This is a genomic window from Ectobacillus funiculus, from assembly GCF_004138295.1.
In the GTDB taxonomy this organism is placed as follows: Bacteria; Bacillota; Bacilli; order Bacillales; family Bacillaceae_G; genus Ectobacillus; species Ectobacillus funiculus.
The window spans coordinates 35,100-54,962 of sequence record NZ_SCFM01000040.1; the positions used below are offsets into that span (position 1 = coordinate 35,100).

17 protein-coding genes and 1 pseudogene are annotated in these 19,863 nt (G+C 39.3%); 5 read left to right on the forward strand and 13 right to left on the reverse strand.

Going from position 1 to position 19,863, the window contains the following annotated elements; genetic code table 11:
* Nucleotides 1-380 precede the first annotated feature (380 nt).
* From EP737_RS19865 to EP737_RS19885, 5 genes are all read left to right on the forward strand, one after another.
* Nucleotides 381-1,070: a response regulator transcription factor gene (locus EP737_RS19865; RefSeq protein ID WP_129730213.1), complete on the forward strand. Its 690-nt coding sequence runs from the start codon at nucleotides 381-383 to the stop codon at nucleotides 1,068-1,070.
* A 6-nt stretch (nucleotides 1,071-1,076) separates the two neighbouring features.
* Nucleotides 1,077-2,420, forward strand: a complete 1,344-nt coding sequence (locus tag EP737_RS19870; protein WP_129730215.1) for a sensor histidine kinase — start codon at nucleotides 1,077-1,079, stop codon at nucleotides 2,418-2,420.
* Between the two features lie 188 nt (nucleotides 2,421-2,608).
* Nucleotides 2,609-3,091 carry a PepSY domain-containing protein gene (locus EP737_RS19875; protein WP_205650986.1) on the forward strand — a complete coding sequence of 161 codons (483 nt, stop codon included), beginning with the start codon at nucleotides 2,609-2,611 and terminating at the stop codon, nucleotides 3,089-3,091.
* A gap of 291 nt (nucleotides 3,092-3,382) precedes the next feature.
* Nucleotides 3,383-3,979 (forward strand): beta-class carbonic anhydrase, encoded by a 597-nt coding sequence (locus tag EP737_RS19880; RefSeq protein ID WP_129730219.1) that lies wholly within the window; start codon nucleotides 3,383-3,385, stop codon nucleotides 3,977-3,979.
* 16 nt (nucleotides 3,980-3,995) lie between these two features.
* Nucleotides 3,996-5,741: a SulP family inorganic anion transporter gene (locus tag EP737_RS19885; RefSeq protein WP_129730221.1), complete on the forward strand. Its 1,746-nt coding sequence runs from the start codon at nucleotides 3,996-3,998 to the stop codon at nucleotides 5,739-5,741.
* A gap of 931 nt (nucleotides 5,742-6,672) precedes the next feature.
* Here EP737_RS19885 and EP737_RS19890 read toward each other — a convergent pair.
* The 13 genes and pseudogenes from EP737_RS19890 to EP737_RS19950 all read right to left on the reverse strand — a co-directional run bounded on the left by EP737_RS19890 (nucleotide 6,673) and on the right by EP737_RS19950 (nucleotide 19,859).
* Complete coding sequence (locus EP737_RS19890) at nucleotides 6,673-6,894, reverse strand: hypothetical protein (RefSeq protein ID WP_425455937.1); 222 nt, start codon at nucleotides 6,892-6,894, stop codon at nucleotides 6,673-6,675.
* Nucleotides 6,895-7,034: 140 nt separating this feature from the next.
* Nucleotides 7,035-7,934: a DMT family transporter gene (locus EP737_RS19895; RefSeq protein ID WP_129730223.1), complete on the reverse strand. Its 900-nt coding sequence runs from the start codon at nucleotides 7,932-7,934 to the stop codon at nucleotides 7,035-7,037.
* 3 nt (nucleotides 7,935-7,937) lie between these two features.
* Nucleotides 7,938-8,486: a bifunctional transcriptional activator/DNA repair enzyme AdaA gene (locus EP737_RS19900; RefSeq protein WP_129730225.1), complete on the reverse strand. Its 549-nt coding sequence runs from the start codon at nucleotides 8,484-8,486 to the stop codon at nucleotides 7,938-7,940.
* A gap of 401 nt (nucleotides 8,487-8,887) precedes the next feature.
* Nucleotides 8,888-9,415 (reverse strand): dihydrofolate reductase family protein, encoded by a 528-nt coding sequence (locus tag EP737_RS19905; protein WP_129730227.1) that lies wholly within the window; start codon nucleotides 9,413-9,415, stop codon nucleotides 8,888-8,890.
* Nucleotides 9,416-9,514: 99 nt separating this feature from the next.
* Nucleotides 9,515-9,654: pseudogene (locus EP737_RS19910) on the reverse strand (IS1595 family transposase); the annotation flags it as partial.
* A 326-nt stretch (nucleotides 9,655-9,980) separates the two neighbouring features.
* Complete coding sequence (locus EP737_RS19915; RefSeq protein ID WP_129730229.1) at nucleotides 9,981-11,330, reverse strand: LLM class flavin-dependent oxidoreductase; 1,350 nt, start codon at nucleotides 11,328-11,330, stop codon at nucleotides 9,981-9,983.
* Between the two features lie 21 nt (nucleotides 11,331-11,351).
* Entirely contained in the window at nucleotides 11,352-12,206 is an 855-nt protein-coding gene (locus tag EP737_RS19920; protein ID WP_129730231.1) for a MetQ/NlpA family ABC transporter substrate-binding protein, read from the reverse strand.
* 73 nt (nucleotides 12,207-12,279) lie between these two features.
* Nucleotides 12,280-12,933 (reverse strand): methionine ABC transporter permease, encoded by a 654-nt coding sequence (locus EP737_RS19925; protein ID WP_205650987.1) that lies wholly within the window; start codon nucleotides 12,931-12,933, stop codon nucleotides 12,280-12,282.
* Complete coding sequence (locus EP737_RS19930; RefSeq protein ID WP_129730233.1) at nucleotides 12,872-13,954, reverse strand: methionine ABC transporter ATP-binding protein; 1,083 nt, start codon at nucleotides 13,952-13,954, stop codon at nucleotides 12,872-12,874. Before EP737_RS19930 ends, EP737_RS19925 begins: the two co-directional genes overlap by 62 nt.
* A 43-nt stretch (nucleotides 13,955-13,997) precedes the next feature.
* Complete coding sequence (locus tag EP737_RS19935; protein ID WP_129730235.1) at nucleotides 13,998-14,834, reverse strand: MetQ/NlpA family ABC transporter substrate-binding protein; 837 nt, start codon at nucleotides 14,832-14,834, stop codon at nucleotides 13,998-14,000.
* Nucleotides 14,835-15,124: 290 nt separating this feature from the next.
* Nucleotides 15,125-16,435: a homocysteine synthase gene (locus tag EP737_RS19940; protein WP_129730237.1), complete on the reverse strand. Its 1,311-nt coding sequence runs from the start codon at nucleotides 16,433-16,435 to the stop codon at nucleotides 15,125-15,127.
* Between the two features lie 346 nt (nucleotides 16,436-16,781).
* Entirely contained in the window at nucleotides 16,782-19,055 is a 2,274-nt protein-coding gene (locus EP737_RS19945; protein WP_129730239.1) for an arylsulfatase, read from the reverse strand.
* A gap of 24 nt (nucleotides 19,056-19,079) precedes the next feature.
* On the reverse strand, nucleotides 19,080-19,859 hold the full coding sequence (locus tag EP737_RS19950) for an ABC transporter permease (protein ID WP_129730241.1): 780 nt from the start codon (nucleotides 19,857-19,859) through the stop codon (nucleotides 19,080-19,082).
* Between the last annotated feature and the right edge of the window lie 4 nt (nucleotides 19,860-19,863).

Sequence of the window (19,863 nt, forward strand, 5' to 3'; positions counted from 1 at the left end):
GGTTATAAAGAAAAAAGATTATGTTAATGCTTTTGCACCAAAACTCTTTGTTGTATGAGACGAGACAGTTAGAGGATATATAAAATAAGGTTCTCATATATACCAAAATAGTAAATAAGTACCTTATAAGTATAAATGTATTATATTATCTAACTAGTACCAATTAAATGTAGAAAAGTTTGTTAAATTTTGAGCACTACAACCACACTTTTGGTGAGCCCTGTCCCCTCCCCTAGGCGAAGACAGAAGAGCAGCCCTACTTATACTGTGTTCCTAAAATTTCTGACTACGCCGGACTCACTTCCAGCTAAAAATTAATACTTTTTAAAGTGGAAAAATTAACAAATGCAGGAACAGCAATAAGGATGGTGACTTAATTCATGGATAACGAAAAAGTTTTAATTATTGAAGACGAAACAAAAATTGCGAGAATCATTAAGCTAGAGCTTGAACACGAAGGGTACAAGGTGGAAACAGCTGAAACCGGCATAACAGGTCTTGAAAAGTTTAGTAACAATCAATGGAACCTTGTATTACTAGATGTTATGTTACCTCAGTTAAACGGGATGGAAGTACTTCGGAGAATTCGGGCTTCAGGGGATATGACACCTGTCATCTTATTAACAGCAAGGGATTCTATTCCTGATAAGGTAAGCGGGCTTGATCATGGAGCGAATGATTATATCACAAAGCCGTTTCAAATTGAGGAGTTGTTGGCAAGAATCCGTGCGTGTTTACGAATCAATCAAATGATGGAAAAACGGATAGACGAGCAAATTTTAACTGTGGCAGATTTAAAGGTTGATAAAAAAACACGAATGGTAACACGCGACACCACAAATATTGAATTGACGCCTCGAGAATTCGATTTGCTTGTTTACCTGATGCAGCATCAAAATCAAGTACTAAACAGAGAGCAAATTTTAACGCATGTCTGGGGCTTTGATTACTATGGAGAGACAAATGTCGTAGATGTATATATTAGGTACTTGCGCAAGAAAATTGATTATTCCTTTGATTCTCCACTTATCCATACAGTGCGTGGAGTCGGATATGTTGTAAAGGAATAATATTTTATGAATATCCGAAATAAAATCCATTTGTTCTCAACTGTTTGGCTGCTATTGATCAGCCTTGTAATTAATACATCCATTTATTTTTTATTTTACAAAATTACAACGAACGATAAATTAAATCATGTTCGTTTACAGGCTGAAACTACTGCTGCAGCAGTGAAATCTGCTACGAGTCACACGAATGTATCTGATATTTTAAAAGCACGTTTACCGTTGGATGGAATGATTCGTGTTGTGAATGAGGACTCACATTCCATTATAACCATTACAAAAGAAACGAAATTTACGGAACTTACACCAACTTTTAAAAACTCACAATCAGTTGAATTAAAACCAATCAATAAAATTCAATATGCCATTGCAAGTTTTCCAATCATATGGAGCGATGGAAGCATTGTGATGTTAGAAGTTACAGAAAGTTTGGCATCTACATATGACAGTTTGAAAATCTTGAAACTCGTGTTAACTGTTGCTTCACTTGTTGTTCTCATTCCATCATTTTTAGCTGGCAGAATGCTCAGCAATATCATTTTAAAACCAATCAATTCCATGATTGAAACGATGGAGGAGATTCAACGAAAGTGCATATTTAAAAGGATTGAGCTAAAAACACAATCAAAGGATGAATTATATAAATTGGGAAGCACGTTTAATAAGATGATGGATATTTTGGCAAAAAACTTTGAAAAACAACAACAATTCGTTTCTGATGCTTCTCATGAATTAAAAACACCGCTAACTATCATTGAAAGCTACGCAAGCATGCTGAAACGATGGGGAATGAACGACCACGATCTATTAGAAGAATCTGTGGAAGCAATCTATTCAGAAGCTGTCAGAATGCAAGAAATGACAAAGCAAATGCTGATGCTTGCAAATCATGATGCAGAATGGAATTTAGATATACAAGAGGTAAACCTTGTTTCCCTTAGTAAAGAAACAAGTAAACTCCTTAAAAATGTTTATGACCAGAACATTTCTGTATACGCTCGATATGATAGAGTAATTGCAAGTGCAGATGAGCAGAAAATGAAGCAACTATTATTTATCTTGCTTGATAATGCGTTAAAATACAGTACATCATCTATTGAGCTACATGTTGGCTATGAGAACGATCACATTTTTCTCACCGTAAAGGATCATGGCATCGGTATACCGAAGGAAGATATCCCCCATATTTTTGATCGCTTCTATCGGGTCGATAAAGCGAGAAACCGAGAAACTGGCGGAGCTGGGCTAGGTTTAGCAATTGCAAAACGAATTGTAGATTCTCATAGAGGAAACATAGATGTCGTTAGCAAAGAAGGAGAAGGAACCAGCTTTACTGTAACTTTACCGAAATAATCAATGATTTCTCATCCATTTTTCATGCTTTTTAAGAGAAAATATCATGTTTGTTATTGAAAGAAAACTTTCTTATCAGGTGAAATCATATGAACCCCAAAACATTTGTTTTTCTTTTCAGTCTTCTCATAGTTGTGTTCATTGTTACCGATGTTCAGCAACTATTTGCAAATAAGGACCAAGAGATGTTGACTGCTGCAAAAATAAAAACAAGCATTAAAACAAAATATCCAGGAACAATCAAGGATATAAAGCTTAGTGAAACAGACGGAAATCAAATATACATAGTAGATTTACAAGATCAGCATAGGGCATATGCATTAAAAGTAGATGCTTATTCAGGGACGATTTTACATTTAACACAAGTGAAAAAAGATACATCTAAACATTCAGTAAACATTGAAAACGGAGTGAGTGCCGCTCTTGCTTCTGGAGAAGAGAAGGATGAAGAGTTGGCCAACAATGCAACGCCTCAAGTGGCAATTAGTTTAGATAACGCAAAAGAAATTGCCCTTTCTAAAGTAAAAGGAACATTCAATAGCATTGCTTTAGAGGATAAAAATGGTTCCTTTATATATGAAATAGAAGTTGAAACAAATAAAAAAGAAGCGGTAGACGTAGATATCAATGCCTATACCGGAGAAATTCTTTCCATATCGTGGGATGATTGATCTTCCCAGTGGAAGTGAAATGAAACAAAGCAGAATTGAGTAAACAATCAGGATCTAAGCAGTAGAGGGAGAGCTTTAGAAGTTCTCCCTCTTTCTTTGATCTCTAACGAATTTCTCATCATTTTCTAATCTTTCTATTATTTCCCTCTAATTTAAAAGCCTTAAGGTAAGGTTAAGCATAAATGAAAGGAGAGAGCTTAGAAATCTACATGTTTACATAGCTTTTTGCAGGATACTTACTTCAAATTTTGATGTTGAGAGAAAACCCAAAAATAGAAAGGGGAAAAATAAATGTCTACTATCTCTAGAATTTTAGATTACAACAATACTTTTGTAGGTCAAAAAGAATATCAAGAATTCCACACTACGAAATATCCGGATAAAAAACTAGTCATCCTCACTTGCATGGATACGCGCTTATTAGAATTGCTTCCAAAAGCAATGGGATTGAGAAATGGGGATGCTAAAATTATTAAAAACGCTGGAGCGGTTATCTCTCACCCTTTTGGCAGTATTATGCGCAGTATTCTTGTAGCCATTTATGAATTGAAAGCTGAAGAAGTATGTGTAATTGGACATCATGGATGCGGCATGGTAGGTCTTCAATCTTCTTCCATTCTTGAAGCAGCAAAGAAAAATGGGGTTAGCGAAGAGCGAATCGATACCCTATCGAACGCTGGGATTGATTTATCTACATGGCTGACAGGCTTTCAATGTGTAGCGGAGAGTGTCACAAATAGTGTCCATTTAATCAAAAATCATCCTTTAATGCCAGATCAGATTGCCGTGCATGGTATGGTCATCCACCCTGAAACGGGTAAATTAGATCTTGTTGTCGATGGATATGCCAATGTCAATTCTGAAAACAATGAAATACTTAGTAGGTAAAGGAAGGATGTTATAAATGAATACCTCTAACAGATTTTATGGATACAATGTAGGCCATTTTCAGAAAGACCTCGTTGCTGGATTAATAGTTGGGATTGTAGCGATTCCTTTAGCGATGGCTTTTGCCATTGCTTCCGGGGTAAGACCGGAGTACGGAATCTACACGACGATTATTGCCGGAATTCTTGTTTCTCTCTTAGGCGGTTCCAAATATCAAATTGCGGGCCCGACCGGGGCGTTTGTGCCTATCCTGTTTGGAGTTGTCATGCAATATGGCTATGAGAACCTGTTAATTGCCGGATTTATGGCAGGAATTATCCTCATTCTGCTGGGAGTTTTCAAGCTTGGGAGATTTATTAAATTCATCCCCCGTCCTGTTACGATTGGATTTACTGCAGGAATAGCCGTTATTATCTTTTCTGGGCAAATTGCGAACTTTTTAGGACTTCGCAATATTGAAAAACATGAAGAGTTTCATTTGAATATGAGAGAAATCATCATGAATCTAGAAACGATAAATATATACAGCGTAATGACTGCCTGCATTTCCCTAGCGATTGTTATCTTAACGCCAAAGTTTTTCCCCAAGATTCCTGGAGCGTTACTGGGGCTAAGCGTATCTAGTGTAGTGGCTATCTTCTTCTTTCCAAATCAAGTCGCAACCATCGGTTCGACTTTTGGGTCAATCCCAAGTCAATTACCAAGTTTTCAATTTCCTGATATCACATGGGAAACGATTGTCATGCTTTTCCCTGCTGCTTGCGTGATTGCAATGCTAGGGGGAATTGAGTCCCTTTTATCTGCCCTTGTAGCAGACGGTATGACGAACGGTAAACATAACAGCAACAAAGAGCTGATCGGACAAGGGGTAGCTAATATTGCTACAACATTATTTGGCGGGATTCCCGCCACAGGAGCGATCGCAAGAACGGCTACTAATATAAAAAACGGGGCAGTTTCTCCTATGTCCGGAATTATACACGGCCTCGTTGTGTTGCTTGTGTTACTACTTTTAGCACCTTATGCGTCTCATATTCCGCTGGCAAGCATGGCGCCTATCCTAATGTTTGTAGCATGGAATATGAGCGAACGAAAAGAATTTGCACATGTGCTCAAAACCAAAACAGCTGATTCTGCAGTGCTGCTTGTTACGTTTCTTCTGACCGTTTTTACCGACCTTACAACAGCTGTTGGAGTCGGATTGCTCTTAGCCGTTATTGTATTTGTAAAGAAAATGAGCGCGGCTCTAATCATTTCAAAAGTGTTGCCGGATCCATCTGATAAGCAGGTAAAACCCGAGATTGTTGAAAAAGGATCTAACTGTCCTCAAATCAACATTTACACAATCGAAGGCTCGTTATTTTTTGGATCCACCGAAGTATTCGAAAAATCGATTGAGAATATTCTTCAATCTAAGCCAAAAGTGTTACTACTGCGCATGAGTAAAGTTTCCTTTATTGATACCTCTGGGGAAGCAATGCTTTTAAATATTGTGAAACAATTCAAGGAACAAAACAGGACCATTCTTATCTCTGGTATTCAACAACAACCAAAGGAATTGCTTTGGAAAACCGGATTGCATCGGGAGATCGGCGAAAAATACTTCTTTGAGCATACTGGCGACGCAATCAACTACTCATTGGCACAATTAGAGACTAAAAAGTGTATAGGTTGTAAACAGTTTGCTTTTAGTGAATGCTCCAAATTGTCTCAGCAAACCGTTAAGACCAACCAAAAGGAAACGAAGTTGCTGATGACATAATGTTAAAACTGTTGGGTAATAGCAAATTAAGGTTCCGCTGTAAAAGCAAAAAGGCTTCCTCTTCTGAAGCCTTTTTGTCTATTTATAAAGCTATATAGATCCCTCTAACACCCCTTACCCTGCTGCCGACACACTAGCTCCAGATTCCCCTTCCTCGTTTACATTAGAGCCATTTCGTTTAACTTCATCTTCGTGAATTTCAAACCACTGAGTAAATTCATTCATGTAAAGGGTTATGTTTTTTATTAACGTGGAATTCCCTCACCTTACATAACAATTCTTTTAGACACAAAAAACCCCATTACAACTCCGGCAGCCTGCAGCATAGTTTCCTATATCTCGTCCCCTTTTCTTAATCTGCAAGGGATACAAAAACCATGAGAGAAAACCTGACACAGACCCACACTGTATGGACAAACAATAGTATGATACTTGTATCCCTACTAGACACAAGGAGGCCAACTATTATGAATACATTTCTAACAAACCTAAAGAAAAATACCCTATGTCTATCAGAAACTGTTTATGTATATCTCCTGTTCCTTACCATGGAAACAAGAATGGCTTTTACAAACATCAACCGGGCAAAGTAGAAATTCCCCCGTTTATTATGTAAGGAAACTTTATATAAACCAGACCGAAACGTTAAGGCTTGGAAGAACCCTTATGAGAGATCATTTCATTTCTTTTAAATATGTGTTTTATCGTAATAATGAATATAGTCTCGAATCCACTGTTTTCGAGTGGCTGCTGAACACAGTTATCTTTCCCAATTGTTTTTTCAGACAAAAAACACCTCTATATAGTCGTATCCAATGGAGTACGGTATAAGAGATGTTTTTCATTGTTCTATTCTAATATACTACATAATTCTACGATCATTGTACCTATACTAATGATTTTTTAATCAATAGAAAGGATACTACTACATCTACATCTTAATTCGTTTCATAAAACCATGATGCTTTTTAATGCATTCAGTTCCAACAATGCTTCCCACAAATCCAATTAATGCACTTGATGAAATCATTTTAATTACATAATAAAGACCTGTACTAGTAATACAATCGAGGATTAAAAATGTTTTGATTGTGGAACCTTTAATTGTGTAGAAAACAACTTGATTTTGTTTTTTCTTACGCAATACTGTCACACACCTTTATGTTTTTCTAAAGATATGCTTTAAAAAGATTGTCTTATTCTACTAGTCTAACCCCAAGTTAAAAACTAGTTATTATTCATAATCAAACTAGCAAGAATTCCTCCAACAATTCTTTTTTTTTGGAAGTTCCCTTACATCTGCACTCGTTTGTGTGAAGACAGTGCTTGTAAGCGAATGTCTGAAATCAGGAACACGCTTGCCAAGATGATAAGGAGTCCTATTACCATACCTACTGTCACCTGTTCATGGAGGAAGAAACTCCCCCAAATCATTCCGAACACAGGAATGAGAAAAGTAACACTTAATGTCTTGGTTGGTCCTATGCTATCAATGAGATAGAAGTATAACAGGTACGCAATAGCTGTACAAAATAAAGCCAATCCGATGACTGACCAAACAGCAACGGCCGATATAGAATTTGTGGAAGCAGGCAGATGTGTAAGTGTAAACGGCAAGAGAAGAAGCGATGCTCCTGCTTGTTGCCCCGTAGCTAACGAAAGCGGTGGAACACCTGCAAAAGCCTTCTTTGCATACACGCCTGCAAAACCATAGGAAATGGTCGATAAGACTGCAAGACAAACGGCGATAAGTGTCTCAGTGGTAAACGGCATAGAACTCCACCCCACTAAAATGACAACCCCGCATATCCCCATCATAATACCAAACCACTTTCGCAAACTCAGCGACTCCTTCATCCATCCCCATACAACTAAAGCAGTGAACAATGGAGTGAGGGCATTAAGAATAGCTGACATAGAAGCAGTTAGGTGAAGAGCAGCTGTTGCAATCAGCGTAAAAGGAATAGCCGCATTTAATGCCCCAATGATTAAATATTGCTTCCACAGTTGTTGGAACTGGGCGGACTGTTTTGTGAGCATCAAATATAAAAGCAAAGCTACTGCCGCAACGGTAACTCTTCCCTGAATGGTGAGGAAGGGCCCAAATACAGGTGACGCAATGCGGATGAACAAAAAAGAAGCTCCCCATAGTCCTGCAAGTCCCAATAACGCTAGTACATCTTTTAATTTCATGATTTACCTCCGCATTCTATATTCCGATGGCGTGTAACCCGTTTGCTGACGGAACACATTGGAGAAATGAGCGGAGCTTGTGTAGCCAAGGTCATGGGCAATGTCTGTTATAGTCTGTTCTGTGGTTTGGAGACGTGTCGAGGCTTCATCGATCCGCAATTTTGTAACATATTCCAATGGAGACATGCCTGTGTTTCGTTTGAAGACCCGTTGCAGATGGTATTTGCTCACCCCAACATGTAAGGAAATTTGCTCTAAGGTCAAGGCATGATGATAGTCCCGCTCAATCAACTGTTTGATGGATTGAACCAACTCTTCTTCGTTTGATTGCAGAAGGTTGGGCCGACATCGTTTGCAAGGGCGGTAGCCATCCGCCATCGCTGCAGACACAGAACTATAAAACGTCACATTTTCCTTTAAAGGAACCCTTGATTTGCAAGAAGGTTTACAACAGATTCCTGTGGACTTAACCGCATAGAAGAACAGACCATCGTATGCTTCTTGGCAATGAATCACAGCATCCCACATGACCTCTTCGTTTAAAAAGCTCATATTAACACCTCATTTCTCGGTATGCACATTATAGCAAGATTCACGCGATCCCTCATTCGATTTCTTGCTCTCTCATTCTAAGTGTTGCGCTGAATACCATATTCATGACAGAATCAGCCAAAACACCCCCTTCAATCCTGGGTAAATGGTCGATCATTCGTTTGTGTTATAGGAAACTTTAAAGTATTAATTTGATGGGCAGCAAAATAATAGGTTCTGTTAAACTAAACTGTTGATATTTGCGTATTAAAAAAGACTGTATAAAACTAACAGTCTTTTTTAATACGCATGCGTTAGTTATATAAATATAAACATGTATTAATTTCCGAATGGGTTTCGGTAAAAAATGTAGTTAAAAAGGAAAAAATCTTCCCCTACTAAAAAGGGAAAGATGATGAAAATTATTTTTTCACATAATGAAGCATAGCAAGTTGACCTAATTTTTCTGCTTTCGTTAATGTGTATTTTGAAGTAATATCATCTCCAGTATAGAGGGAGATTCCCTTCCCTAAAATAATAGGGGCAATGGCTAGTTGGAATTCATCAATTAAGTTTTCCTTAAAAAACTCACGAGCTAAATTTCCTCCACCAATTAACCATATATCTTTACCAGGCTTTTGTTTTAAATTTTCAATAAAAGTTTTGACCTCTTCATCAATAAATGAAGCATATTCATCCGTTCCACTCACAGATTTAGTAAATACATAATTTTTATAATTACTATACGGATATTCTATATCAAATCCACGAATGACATCATAAGTTGCTTTTCCCATAATAACGGTATCAATTCTTGCAAGGAGTGAATTGTAGCCAGAGTCTCCTTCTACTTCTGTTGATTCTAACCATTCTAATGTGCCATCAGTATTTGCAATATACCCGTCAATTGAAGTACCAATGTATAAAATAATGTTACGCTGTTTTTTCATGTGAATCTCCCTTACTTTGTTTCAGATTATAAAATCAGGACAATTTGTTGGTTTGTTAAATGGTGTTCACATAGAGTGGTATTAACAAACACCTCTAAGACGAGTTTCTCTCATTTCATTCACAATTGAACCGTTTGAACAAGTGGAAAGAGCCTATTTTTCAAAGTCCAAAACAACTGTTCTTGCTGACGAGTGTCAATTTTATTGATGTGATTTAGTAGATTACGAAAGGATTTCAGGCGGTCAAACACACTCCTAATTGATTTCTTTAAATTTATTATAACCAAAGTTTTCGTGCTTGTTAAAAGTCAACAATCTTTTCTTAAAGTCCCCGACTACATCGAATTCACTTCTAGCTGGAAATGTATACTTTCCTGCAGTAAGAAAAAGGGATGCACCTTTTCAACGGTTGCATCCCTCTTAAGCTTAAGGCATTCATTTAAATCGTATCAGGAGGTTTGTGAACTAGATTATTAGTGGGCATTCTCATCATCTAAGTCAGGACGAAACTATTTAAATGATAATTGAAGTTTAATAAGACTGTAAAAATAATTCTCTTAACAGATTAACCTTGAATCTCCTGCTTTTTCTGTATGAATTGGTTTTGCGGTATTTTGAGACCAAGATTTTCTCTTAGTGTGTCACCTTCATATTCAAAGCGGTACAACCCTCTTTCCTGCAGAATCGGAACGACTAACTCAACAAAATCTTCAAGGTCATAAGGAAGCAGCGGAAATTGGATCATAAATCCATCTGCAGCTTTTTCAGTAAACCATTTTTCCATTTCATCTGCCACCTGTTGAGGAGTTCCGATAAAGCCGTCTTTTTTTGCTGCCCCGAAAAACCTTGTGTAAAGTTCACCAACCTTTAAATCCTCCTCATCAATGATTTTTTTCATTTCAAGGAACTGGCTTTGAATGCTGTTCACTGGTGGAAACTCGACTTCTTTTGCCGAAGCAGTTAAAGGGTATTTTGAAAAATCCACATTGCCCATATAGCCAGAAACAAATTTCAAAGCTTCATATGGATCCAGCCCTTTTTGCAATTCATTATATTTTTCCAGTGCGATTTCTTCCGTTTCCCCTACAATCGGTGAAATACCATGAAGGATGAGCAGTTCATCTTCGCTTCTTCCATATTCGGGGAGCCTTGATTTTAACTGCTTGTAAAATCGTTTCGCTTCCTCCATATCGTCACGGTGGGCAAATACAATCTCTGCTGTCCGTGCCGCCAAACGCTGGCCTGGCTCAGATGATCCTGCCTGGATAATGACTGGCTGCCCTTGTTTGGAGCGAGCGATATTTAATGGACCCTTAACCGAAAAATACTTGCCCTTATATTGAAGCTCATGCATTTTTTCAGAATCAAAAAACTGACCGGTTTCCTTATTGTATATAAAAGCATCATCTTCCCATGAGTTCCATAATCCCTTTACCACATCAACAAATTCTTCGGCACGCTCATAACGGTGGTCATGCTCCCAATGCTTTTGTAGGCTGAAGTTTAAAGCTGTTTCCCCTGTTGCATCTGCGGTCGTCACCATATTCCAACCCGCTCTCCCTCCGCCGACATGGTCAACTGACGCAAATTGCCTGGCTAGTATGTAAGGCTCATTGTACGTTGTCGAAGCCGTTCCTGCGATCCCGATCTTTTCCGTAGCGGCCGCCATTGCCGTGATAATCACAACTGGATCAAACCTGTTTAAAATCTGGGGATGTGATTCTTTATTTACCGCCAAACTATCAGCGATAAAGGCAAGATCAAATTTTCCCCTTTCTGCGATTTGTGCATATTGAATAAAAGCGGCTGGATCAATACTTGCGTTCGGCTTTGCTTTTGGATGCCGCCATGAGGCAACGTGCATCCCTGTTCCAATTAAATAAGCAGCAAGCTTTATCTGCCTTTTCTTTGTCATTTGCCTCACTCCTCTTTCCAACTACTTTGTTTTAAAGGTTTCTTTGTACGTGCTTAATTCCTTTAAACTAATAAATGTAGGGATATAGTTGCCTTTATACGTTTTTGTAATGAAATTCGCTGTTTCTTCAGATTGATAGATAGATACCAATTTTTTTAATTCTGATCTGTTTTGATCTTTCTTATTAGTAGCGATAACGTTAATATAGGGCTTGGCGGTTTTGCTTTCATGAATCAGAGCATCCTTCAGGCTGAGACCTGCTTCAACGGCAATACCGTTATTAATAATAGCTCCGGCAGTATCCTGCATCACGCGAGGAGTATTCGCTGCCTCAACCGGGATAATCTTAAACTTTTTAGGATTTTCCTTAATCTTATCCTGCCCGCCATTGCCGTCGAAATCATCTGTGACCTGAATCAGCTCTGCTTCCTGCAGGAGTAAAAGTGCCCGTCCCCAGTTAGGCGGGTCATTCGGAACAGCGATTTGAGCTCCTTGCGGAATGTCGTTGATTGACTTATATTTTACAGAGTATAAACCAAGCGGAGCGATGATCGTTGTGCCAATTGGAACAATATCAGTCCCATTTTTCTGATTAAATGCATCTAAATAGGCAACATGCTGGAAGGCATTTACATCAATATCGCCTTCTACTAAGGCTTGATTAGGATCATAGGCAGAAGAAAAATTGACTAATTTAATGGTTAAGCCTTCCTTGGCAGCCTTTTCCTTGATAAACTCCCAGGTCCGAAGCTCTGAATTTCTGATGCCTACCTTAATGGTTTTGCTGCCCTTTTTTGGCTGAACTGATGTCTGGTTTGAGCACCCGGTGATAATAATGGCAAAAATAATCAACAAAGGGAAAAGCCATTTTTTCATTTGCTGTATCCTCCTTTCTAGCACGTAATCTCTATTTTCGCTTGGATGTCTCAACACTTTGAATATCATAAACTTACACTCTTCTCATTTTTCGTTCGAGGAGATTGCCTAATGATTGAATCCCCTGAACAATAAGTACAAGAATGACAACGGTGACAACGATCGTAATCGTACTAAATCGCTGATAGCCGTAGGTGATTGCTAAATCACCTAGCCCGCCGCCGCCAATGGCCCCCGCCATCGCTGTTGCGCCAATTAAGCCAATCGTTACAGTCGTGATACTGAGAAGCAGCGATGGAAAAGCTTCAGGAATTAAAAAGCGGAAAATAATTTGGACCGGAGAAGCCCCCATCGCCTTAGCCGCTTCAATAATTCCATCATCCACTTCGAGTAAGGAATTTTCTACCAGCCTCGACATATAAGGTCCAATATGTAAAACAAGCGGAACAATCGCTGCTGTTGTGCCGATTGAGGTTCCAACTACAAATCTAGTAAAAGGAATAATAGCGACCAACAAAATAATAAAGGGAATCGAGCGGAAGATATTAACGATTGGATTGACAATAGCAAAAATCCAGCGATTTTCAAGAATATGTCCTTTTCGTGTCACCACAAGCAAAATGCCTAGCGGGACACCGATTAGTGTACCAAATACCAATGAAATGCTAACCATGTATAAGGTTTCCCACAAGGACGTGAGAATCATTTGCGGACTTACCTCCAACATTTCCGATGACCTCCTTAACTTTTACATTCTGCCGGGCAATATAGTTCTGGGCCTTTTCCACTTCTATTTCGGCACCTCGCAATTCTACAATTAAATGCCCGAATGGTACACCTTGAAGCTCATTTATATTTCCAAACAGGATATTGGCTTCTACGTCAAATCGTTTGGCTACTTGCGAAATGATTGGCTGTCCGGAGTCGATTCCGAAGAACTCCATTTTATAAATCTTGTGGTATTGATTACCGGTCTCCAGCAGTCTCAATACACTGGCGGGAATTTCATCACGGACGACCGACCTGACAAAGTTTTGTGCTGTTACTGTCTGAGGATGGGAAAAGATATCAAGTACACTTCCTGATTCAATTATTTTTCCGTCCTCCATCACGGCAACCCGGTTGCAAATCTGCTTGATGACTTCCATTTCATGTGTAATGATAACAATCGTAATCTGGTATTCCTCATTGATCCTTTTAAGGAGCCGGAGGATTGACTCGGTTGTCTGTGGATCGAGTGCCGAAGTCGCTTCATCACACAACAGGATCGAAGGGTTAGTCGCCAGGGCACGCGCAATCCCAACCCGCTGTTTTTGGCCGCCGGAAAGCTGATTGGGATAGCTTTCCAACTTATCCTCCAAGCCGACAAACCGGACAAGGTCTTCCACCCGTGGTTTGATTTCTTTTTTCTTCATTTTACTTAGCGAAAGCGGCATAGCGACATTTTCAAATACCGTTTTTGACTCCAGTAAATTAAAATGCTGAAAGATCATCCCAATATTCTTCTTTGCCTCGCGGAGTTTCTTTTCAGAAAGCTCCGCCAAATTTTTGCCGGCGACAAGTAATTCGCCGGTGGTTGGGTACTCTAGCAAATTAATTGTACGGATCAAAGTACTTTTTCCTGCACCACTGAATCCGATTACGCCAAAAATATCTCCCTTTTCCACTGTCAATTGGATATTCTTTAATGCTTCTATCTTTTTCCCTTTGCTTTCGAATACCTTGGAAACATTGTTAAATTGAATCATGCTGATCCTCCTTATCCCATTGACCAATTGACATGCTGCAAACTTAGAATGCTGGCACTACTGCACCCTGATATTTATCTTCAATAAATTTTTTCACTTCATCGCTTGTTAGTGCATTTGCCAACTTTTGAATATTTTCATCATCTTTTCTAGACTTTTTAGTAACCAAAATATTTACATACGGTGATTGGTCACCTTCAATAATGAGGGCATCCTTTTTTGGTTTAAATCCCCCTTCAAGGGCGTAATTTGTATTGATAGCAGCGGCTTCAACATCATCAAGAGAACGTACAAGCAGCGGACCATCTACACCAATAAACTGAAGGTTCTTTTCATTCTTGATGATATCTTCTAGCGTAAAATCAAAGTTGTCTTTCTGCTTTTGTTTCAGTTCAATTAACCCATTTGCCGCAAATAGCTGCAGGGCGCGGGAAAAATTCACCGGGTCTTTAGGAACCGCAATTTTTGCCCCATCTGACAAATCATGAATCGATTTAATTTTTTTTGAATATACACCGAATGGTTCAATATGTATTCCTTTTACACTGACTAAATCAAGGCCGCTGTCTTTATTCACCTGGTTTAAGTAGGGAGTATGCTGAAAGTAATTAGCATCTAGTTCCCCATCTGCTGTTTGCTGGTTTGTTTGAATTCCATCGTTGATCACCACGATATCTAATCTAATTCCTTGTTTTTTGAGCGTCGGTTCGATAAACTTTAAAATTTCTGCGTGCGGTGTAGAGGAAGCCCCTACTTTTAGTACTGTCTCCTTCTGTGAACTGCTGGTAGCTGTTGATGAAGTTTTTTTGTCAATGCCGCAGCCCGCCAAAACACCGATTAATAAAAGGATTGGTAAAAATAGTGAAATCATCTTTTTCATATACTTGCCCCCTTTTTTCCTTCTATATAAAAATCTCAATTTGCATGGTAATAAAGAAAACTCGCCGATTGGCGAACCCTGCCCTTGGGTGAAGACAGAGGCGTAGCCCTACTTATACTTTATTCCTAAAATTTCTCACTACGTCGAATGGTCTCCTAGCTAGAAATTTATACTTTCTTAAAGTGTAAAAAATAAAAGAGACAAAAACGTTCTGCCGGCAAACCGCCTACAAAATGTTTTGTCTCCAGATGTCTGGTTGACTACTAATCTATTTGTGTTGATTAATTCTATTACTTCACTGCTTGTTGTACCTCTTGACTAGCCTTTATTGCCTGTTCAAGGTCAAAGATAATATCGTCAATCGATTCAGTCCCAACTGATAAACGAATTAAACCAGGGGTAACTCCAGTATCTAATTGCTCTTGGCTGCTTAATTGTTGATGGGTGGTGCTGGCTGGGTGAATAATTAATGATTTTGAATCTCCTACATTGGCTAGGTGTGAAAAGAGCTGGATAGAGTTAATGAGTTTCTTCCCGGCCTCCACTCCTCCTTTAATTTCAAAACTTAAAATTGCCCCTTGCCCTTTTGGCAGATATTTTTTTGCTAGGTTGTAAGAAGAATGGCTTTCCAAACCAGAATAGCTGACCCATTGCACAGCTTCATTTTTTTCTAAAAAGCGGGCTACTTCTAAAGCGTTCGTGCTGTGCCGTTCTAATCTGAGATGCAAGGTTTCGAGTCCTTGAAGAAATAAGAATGAATTAAATGGTGATAAGCTTGAACCAAGATCTCTTAACAGTTGAACCCTTGCTTTAATAATATAGGCATTTTCTCCTGCAGCTTCCGTATAGACAAGACCATGGTAGCTGGGATCTGGTTCTGTCAAACCAGGAAATTTTCCACTTTTTCCCCAGTCAAATTTACCGCCGTCTACAATGACTCCTCCAATAGAGGTCCCATGACCACCAATAAATTTAGTAGCAGAGTGAATCACGATATCAGCACCAAAGTCGATTGGCCGAAGAAGATATGGAGTTGCAAACGTGTTATCGACAATCAAGGGAATGAAATGATTATGGGCAATTTCAGCAACAGCTTCAATATCTAAAACATCCCCTTTTGGATTTCCAATTGTCTCAGCATACACCGCCTTTGTTTTACCCGTAATAGCTTTTTCAAAATTTTTCGGATCACTGCCGTCAACAAATTTAACAGTAATACCTAGTTTTGGAAGTGTATGTGAAAATAGGTTGTAGGTGCCTCCATAAAGGCTTGCAGATGAGACAATTTCATCGCCAACCGTTGCAATATTTAAAATAGAATTGACGATTGCCGCTTGACCGGATGCAACTCCAAGGGCTCCAGTGCCGCCTTCGAGTGCAGCGATCCTTTTTTCAAATGCGTCAGTTGTTGGATTCATAATCCTTGTGTACACAAATCCTTCTTCTTCTAAATTAAAAAGCCTTGCTGCATGGTCACTATCATGAAAAACATAGGATGAGGTTTGATAGATAGGAACTGCCCTTGAAAGTGTTGCTGAATCTACTTTCTGACCTGCATGGACAGCTAAAGTTTCAAGCTGAAACTCTCTTTCAATTGTCATAATATTTTCCTCCTAACAAATATTTGGTCCTAGATTGTTTCTTACTCAAGAAAATCATTTTTAGCAGGTGTATGCTATTCATGAAAAAGGTGTTTAATCAACCGGTTGACTAGCTGCCGCTACCCTGAGAAGTTATGTAAAAAGAAAGAGGCTCCCAATTCAAGGTAACGTTCCTTGAACTGAGAGCCTCTAGCTGCCTAGTCGGCTGATATTCCTTGTGGAATTATTTGTATTTTAAATCATACAATTCTAATCTGTCAAGTATGATTTAAAAGAAATATAGGGACGGTTCCTCCCGCTACTATTCCGACAAAAATAACCACCAGAACCTCTTTGAAAACCACTTTTATTCTGTTGCAAGTTCAAATTCAATAGCAGCCTCTAAATCTGTTTGATAGCCTCCTAGAGTATAGATGACTTTTTTCAGGTTCCCATTAAAAGCAAATGGAACTTGATAATCTTGGCTAACAGGACTTTGCTCGTTTTGACCCACATGGAACAGTCCTCCAAAATAGCCAAGAGCTGAAATATCAGCAAGTCGCCCCTCTCCTATCTCCTGCTCTCCAGAAAATAATTTCCCTACACCTTCATTTTCGCCATCTTTAACAAATAAAAATCGTAATACTGAAGGTTCGGTTGGTAGCTCTGTTGTTGATTGAATGACATACTTCCTTTTATTAGAAACATTATAATGGAAAACTAATCGATTATCTTGAATATAAAAGGCATATCCCCTAGAGCTGTCCCCATGTGCAACAATTACTCCTTCCGTTGTCTTAGTAAATTGTTCTATCTCTGCCCTGATTTCAAATGATTTATTTCGTAAATCTGGCGCCAGCGAGGCGTGAAAACTCGTTTTAGATGGGTAGAACACCCGTTGGATTGGTCCTACGACTTCAGCAAGATTCCCTCTCATCGCTCGGAGTTTACCTTGTAATGAACGCCCATCTAATGGAAACACCTTATTCTTCTCCGCTTCCTGCCACCAAAGATCAATGAGTTCTTTTAGCTTCTCCGGATACTTCTTTGCCAGATTATTCATTTCAGAGTAATCAACATCCACATGGTATAATTCCCAATCATCTTCTTCGAAGAGAGTATCTGGCTTATGTGCAGCTACTGCTTTCCAGCCCTGACGCCAAATAGCCCGGTTACCAACCATCTCATAAACCTGAACCTCTTTACGTGTTGATTCATCAGAATGATTGAAGGAGTATGCAAGACTAATCCCATGAATCGGTTGTTGTTTAATACCTTTAAATGTTTCAGGTGCCTCAATTCCTATTAATTCAAGTATGGTCGGTACAATATCAATAACATGGTGGTATTGTCTGCGAATACCGCCTTTGTCCTTAATCTTTTCTGGATAGTGGATAATGAGTGGGTCCTTTATGCCGCCCGCATGTACAAAGGACTTGTACCATTTTAATGGAGTATTGCCAACCTGGGCCCATCCAGCAGGATAATGGTTGTTAGCCGTTGGACTGCCAATTTCATCAATGCGGCGCAGCTTCTCCTCCAATGATTCTTTTTCATCCCCCTGCCCCGCAATCCAAGAGTTGACCGTACCTTCATCACCACCCATTGCGCAAGCCCCATTATCAGAAAGAAGAACGATTAATGTATTGTCCAATTGTCCAATCTCTCGTAAAAACTCTACAAAACGACCAATATGATAATCAGTATGCTCTAGAAAACCCGCGAAGGCCTCCTGCATTCTGGCAAACAAGCGCTGTTCATCTTTACTTAAAGCATCCCAGGCCTTTACGCCAGGGTTTCTTGGCGGTAATTTTGCATCTGCGGGAATAATACCGAGTTCTAATTGACGTGCAAACCATTCTTCTCTGATGACGTCCCAGCCTTTGTCGTATTTTCCTTTGTATCTATCAATATACTCTTTTGGAGCATGGTGCGGTGCATGTGTTGCCCCATAAGCAAGATAGGTAAAAAACGGCTTATCTGGAGCTGCCGATTTCTGATCACGAACGTACTCAATTGCTTTATCAGTTAAATCCTCGGTTAAGTGGTACCCATCCTCTGCCCGCTTCGGCTGTTTAATCCGGCGATTATCTTCAACTAGATCAGGCTGCCATTGACTCGTTGCACCCGCTAAAAATCCATAGAAATGCTCAAAACCGCGACCAAGCGGCCAGTTATCAAAAGGACCTATATTTGTTTGTTCCTTGCCAGGTGCAAGATGCCACTTTCCAACAGCATAGGTGCTATAGCCTTTTTCCACCAGAATTTCACTAAGTAATGTCGTATCCTTTCCTATTTTCCCCCGAGCATTTGGGAATCCGCTATCGTACTCTGATACGAAAGACACTCCAGTCGCATGCGGATTTCGACCTGTTAGCAGCGCAGCCCTAGTAGGAGAACAAATAGCGGTTGTATGAAAGTTATTATACCTAATACCGTTTTTCGCTAATTTATCTATGTTTGGAGTTGAAATATCTGATCCGTAGCACCCTAAGTGGGAAAAGCCTAAATCATCTAATAAAATTACTACAACATTAGGCGATCCGTGCGGCGGTCTCGTCGGCTGAGGCCACCACAGAGTGGATTCCTGTACGGTTTTTCCTATTACGCCTTGGAATGCTTCTGTATACTCTTTAGCCATAACTAAACATCTCCTTTATAGTTGTTATTTATTTTTACTGACAACTGTACTCACAATTCCATACCGTGAAAGTGTTAAGCGACCGATATGATTAAGTAAGCGGTCCATGAAAAATCCCATGATCCCTAAAGTGAATAGGCCTACAAAAATCCAATCTGTTTTAAAATACAACCTTGAATTCCAAATCATAAAACCTATTCCTTCGTTCGCCGCAACCATCTCCGCTCCAATAATAGCCATAAACGAAGATCCCATGGCTAGCCTTGAGCCCGTAAAAATGTACGGAATTGATGCCGGAATAACGACATGAAGCAAGATTTGCCAATCTGAAGCTCCTAAACTGCGGGCGGAACGAATTTTATCCTCTTCAATGGCAAGAACCCCAGTCATCGTATTGATGACTACGATAAAAAATGTTGCGTACATAATTAGAAAGATTTTCGATTGCTCTCCAATTCCAAACCAAAGCATAAACAGAGTAATGAAAGCAAGCGGAGGTATAAAACGAACAAAATTAATTAATGGGTCCAATAACGTCCGAATGCTGGATACTTTTCCTATTAGGAGTCCCATCGGAATTGCGATAAGATTCCCAAGCGTCCATCCGACTAGAACACGTAAAAAACTAATGCCCATATAGCGAAACAATGAACCATCTGCTGACAAATCAACAGCGCCCTGCAGTGTGGCTAAAGGCCCCGGTAAAAACTGAGGATCTGAGATACTAGCTAAACCTGTCCATAATAGAAGCACAATGAACCAGGTAATGACACCCGATTTTATTATTTTTTTATAAAAACCCACGTAA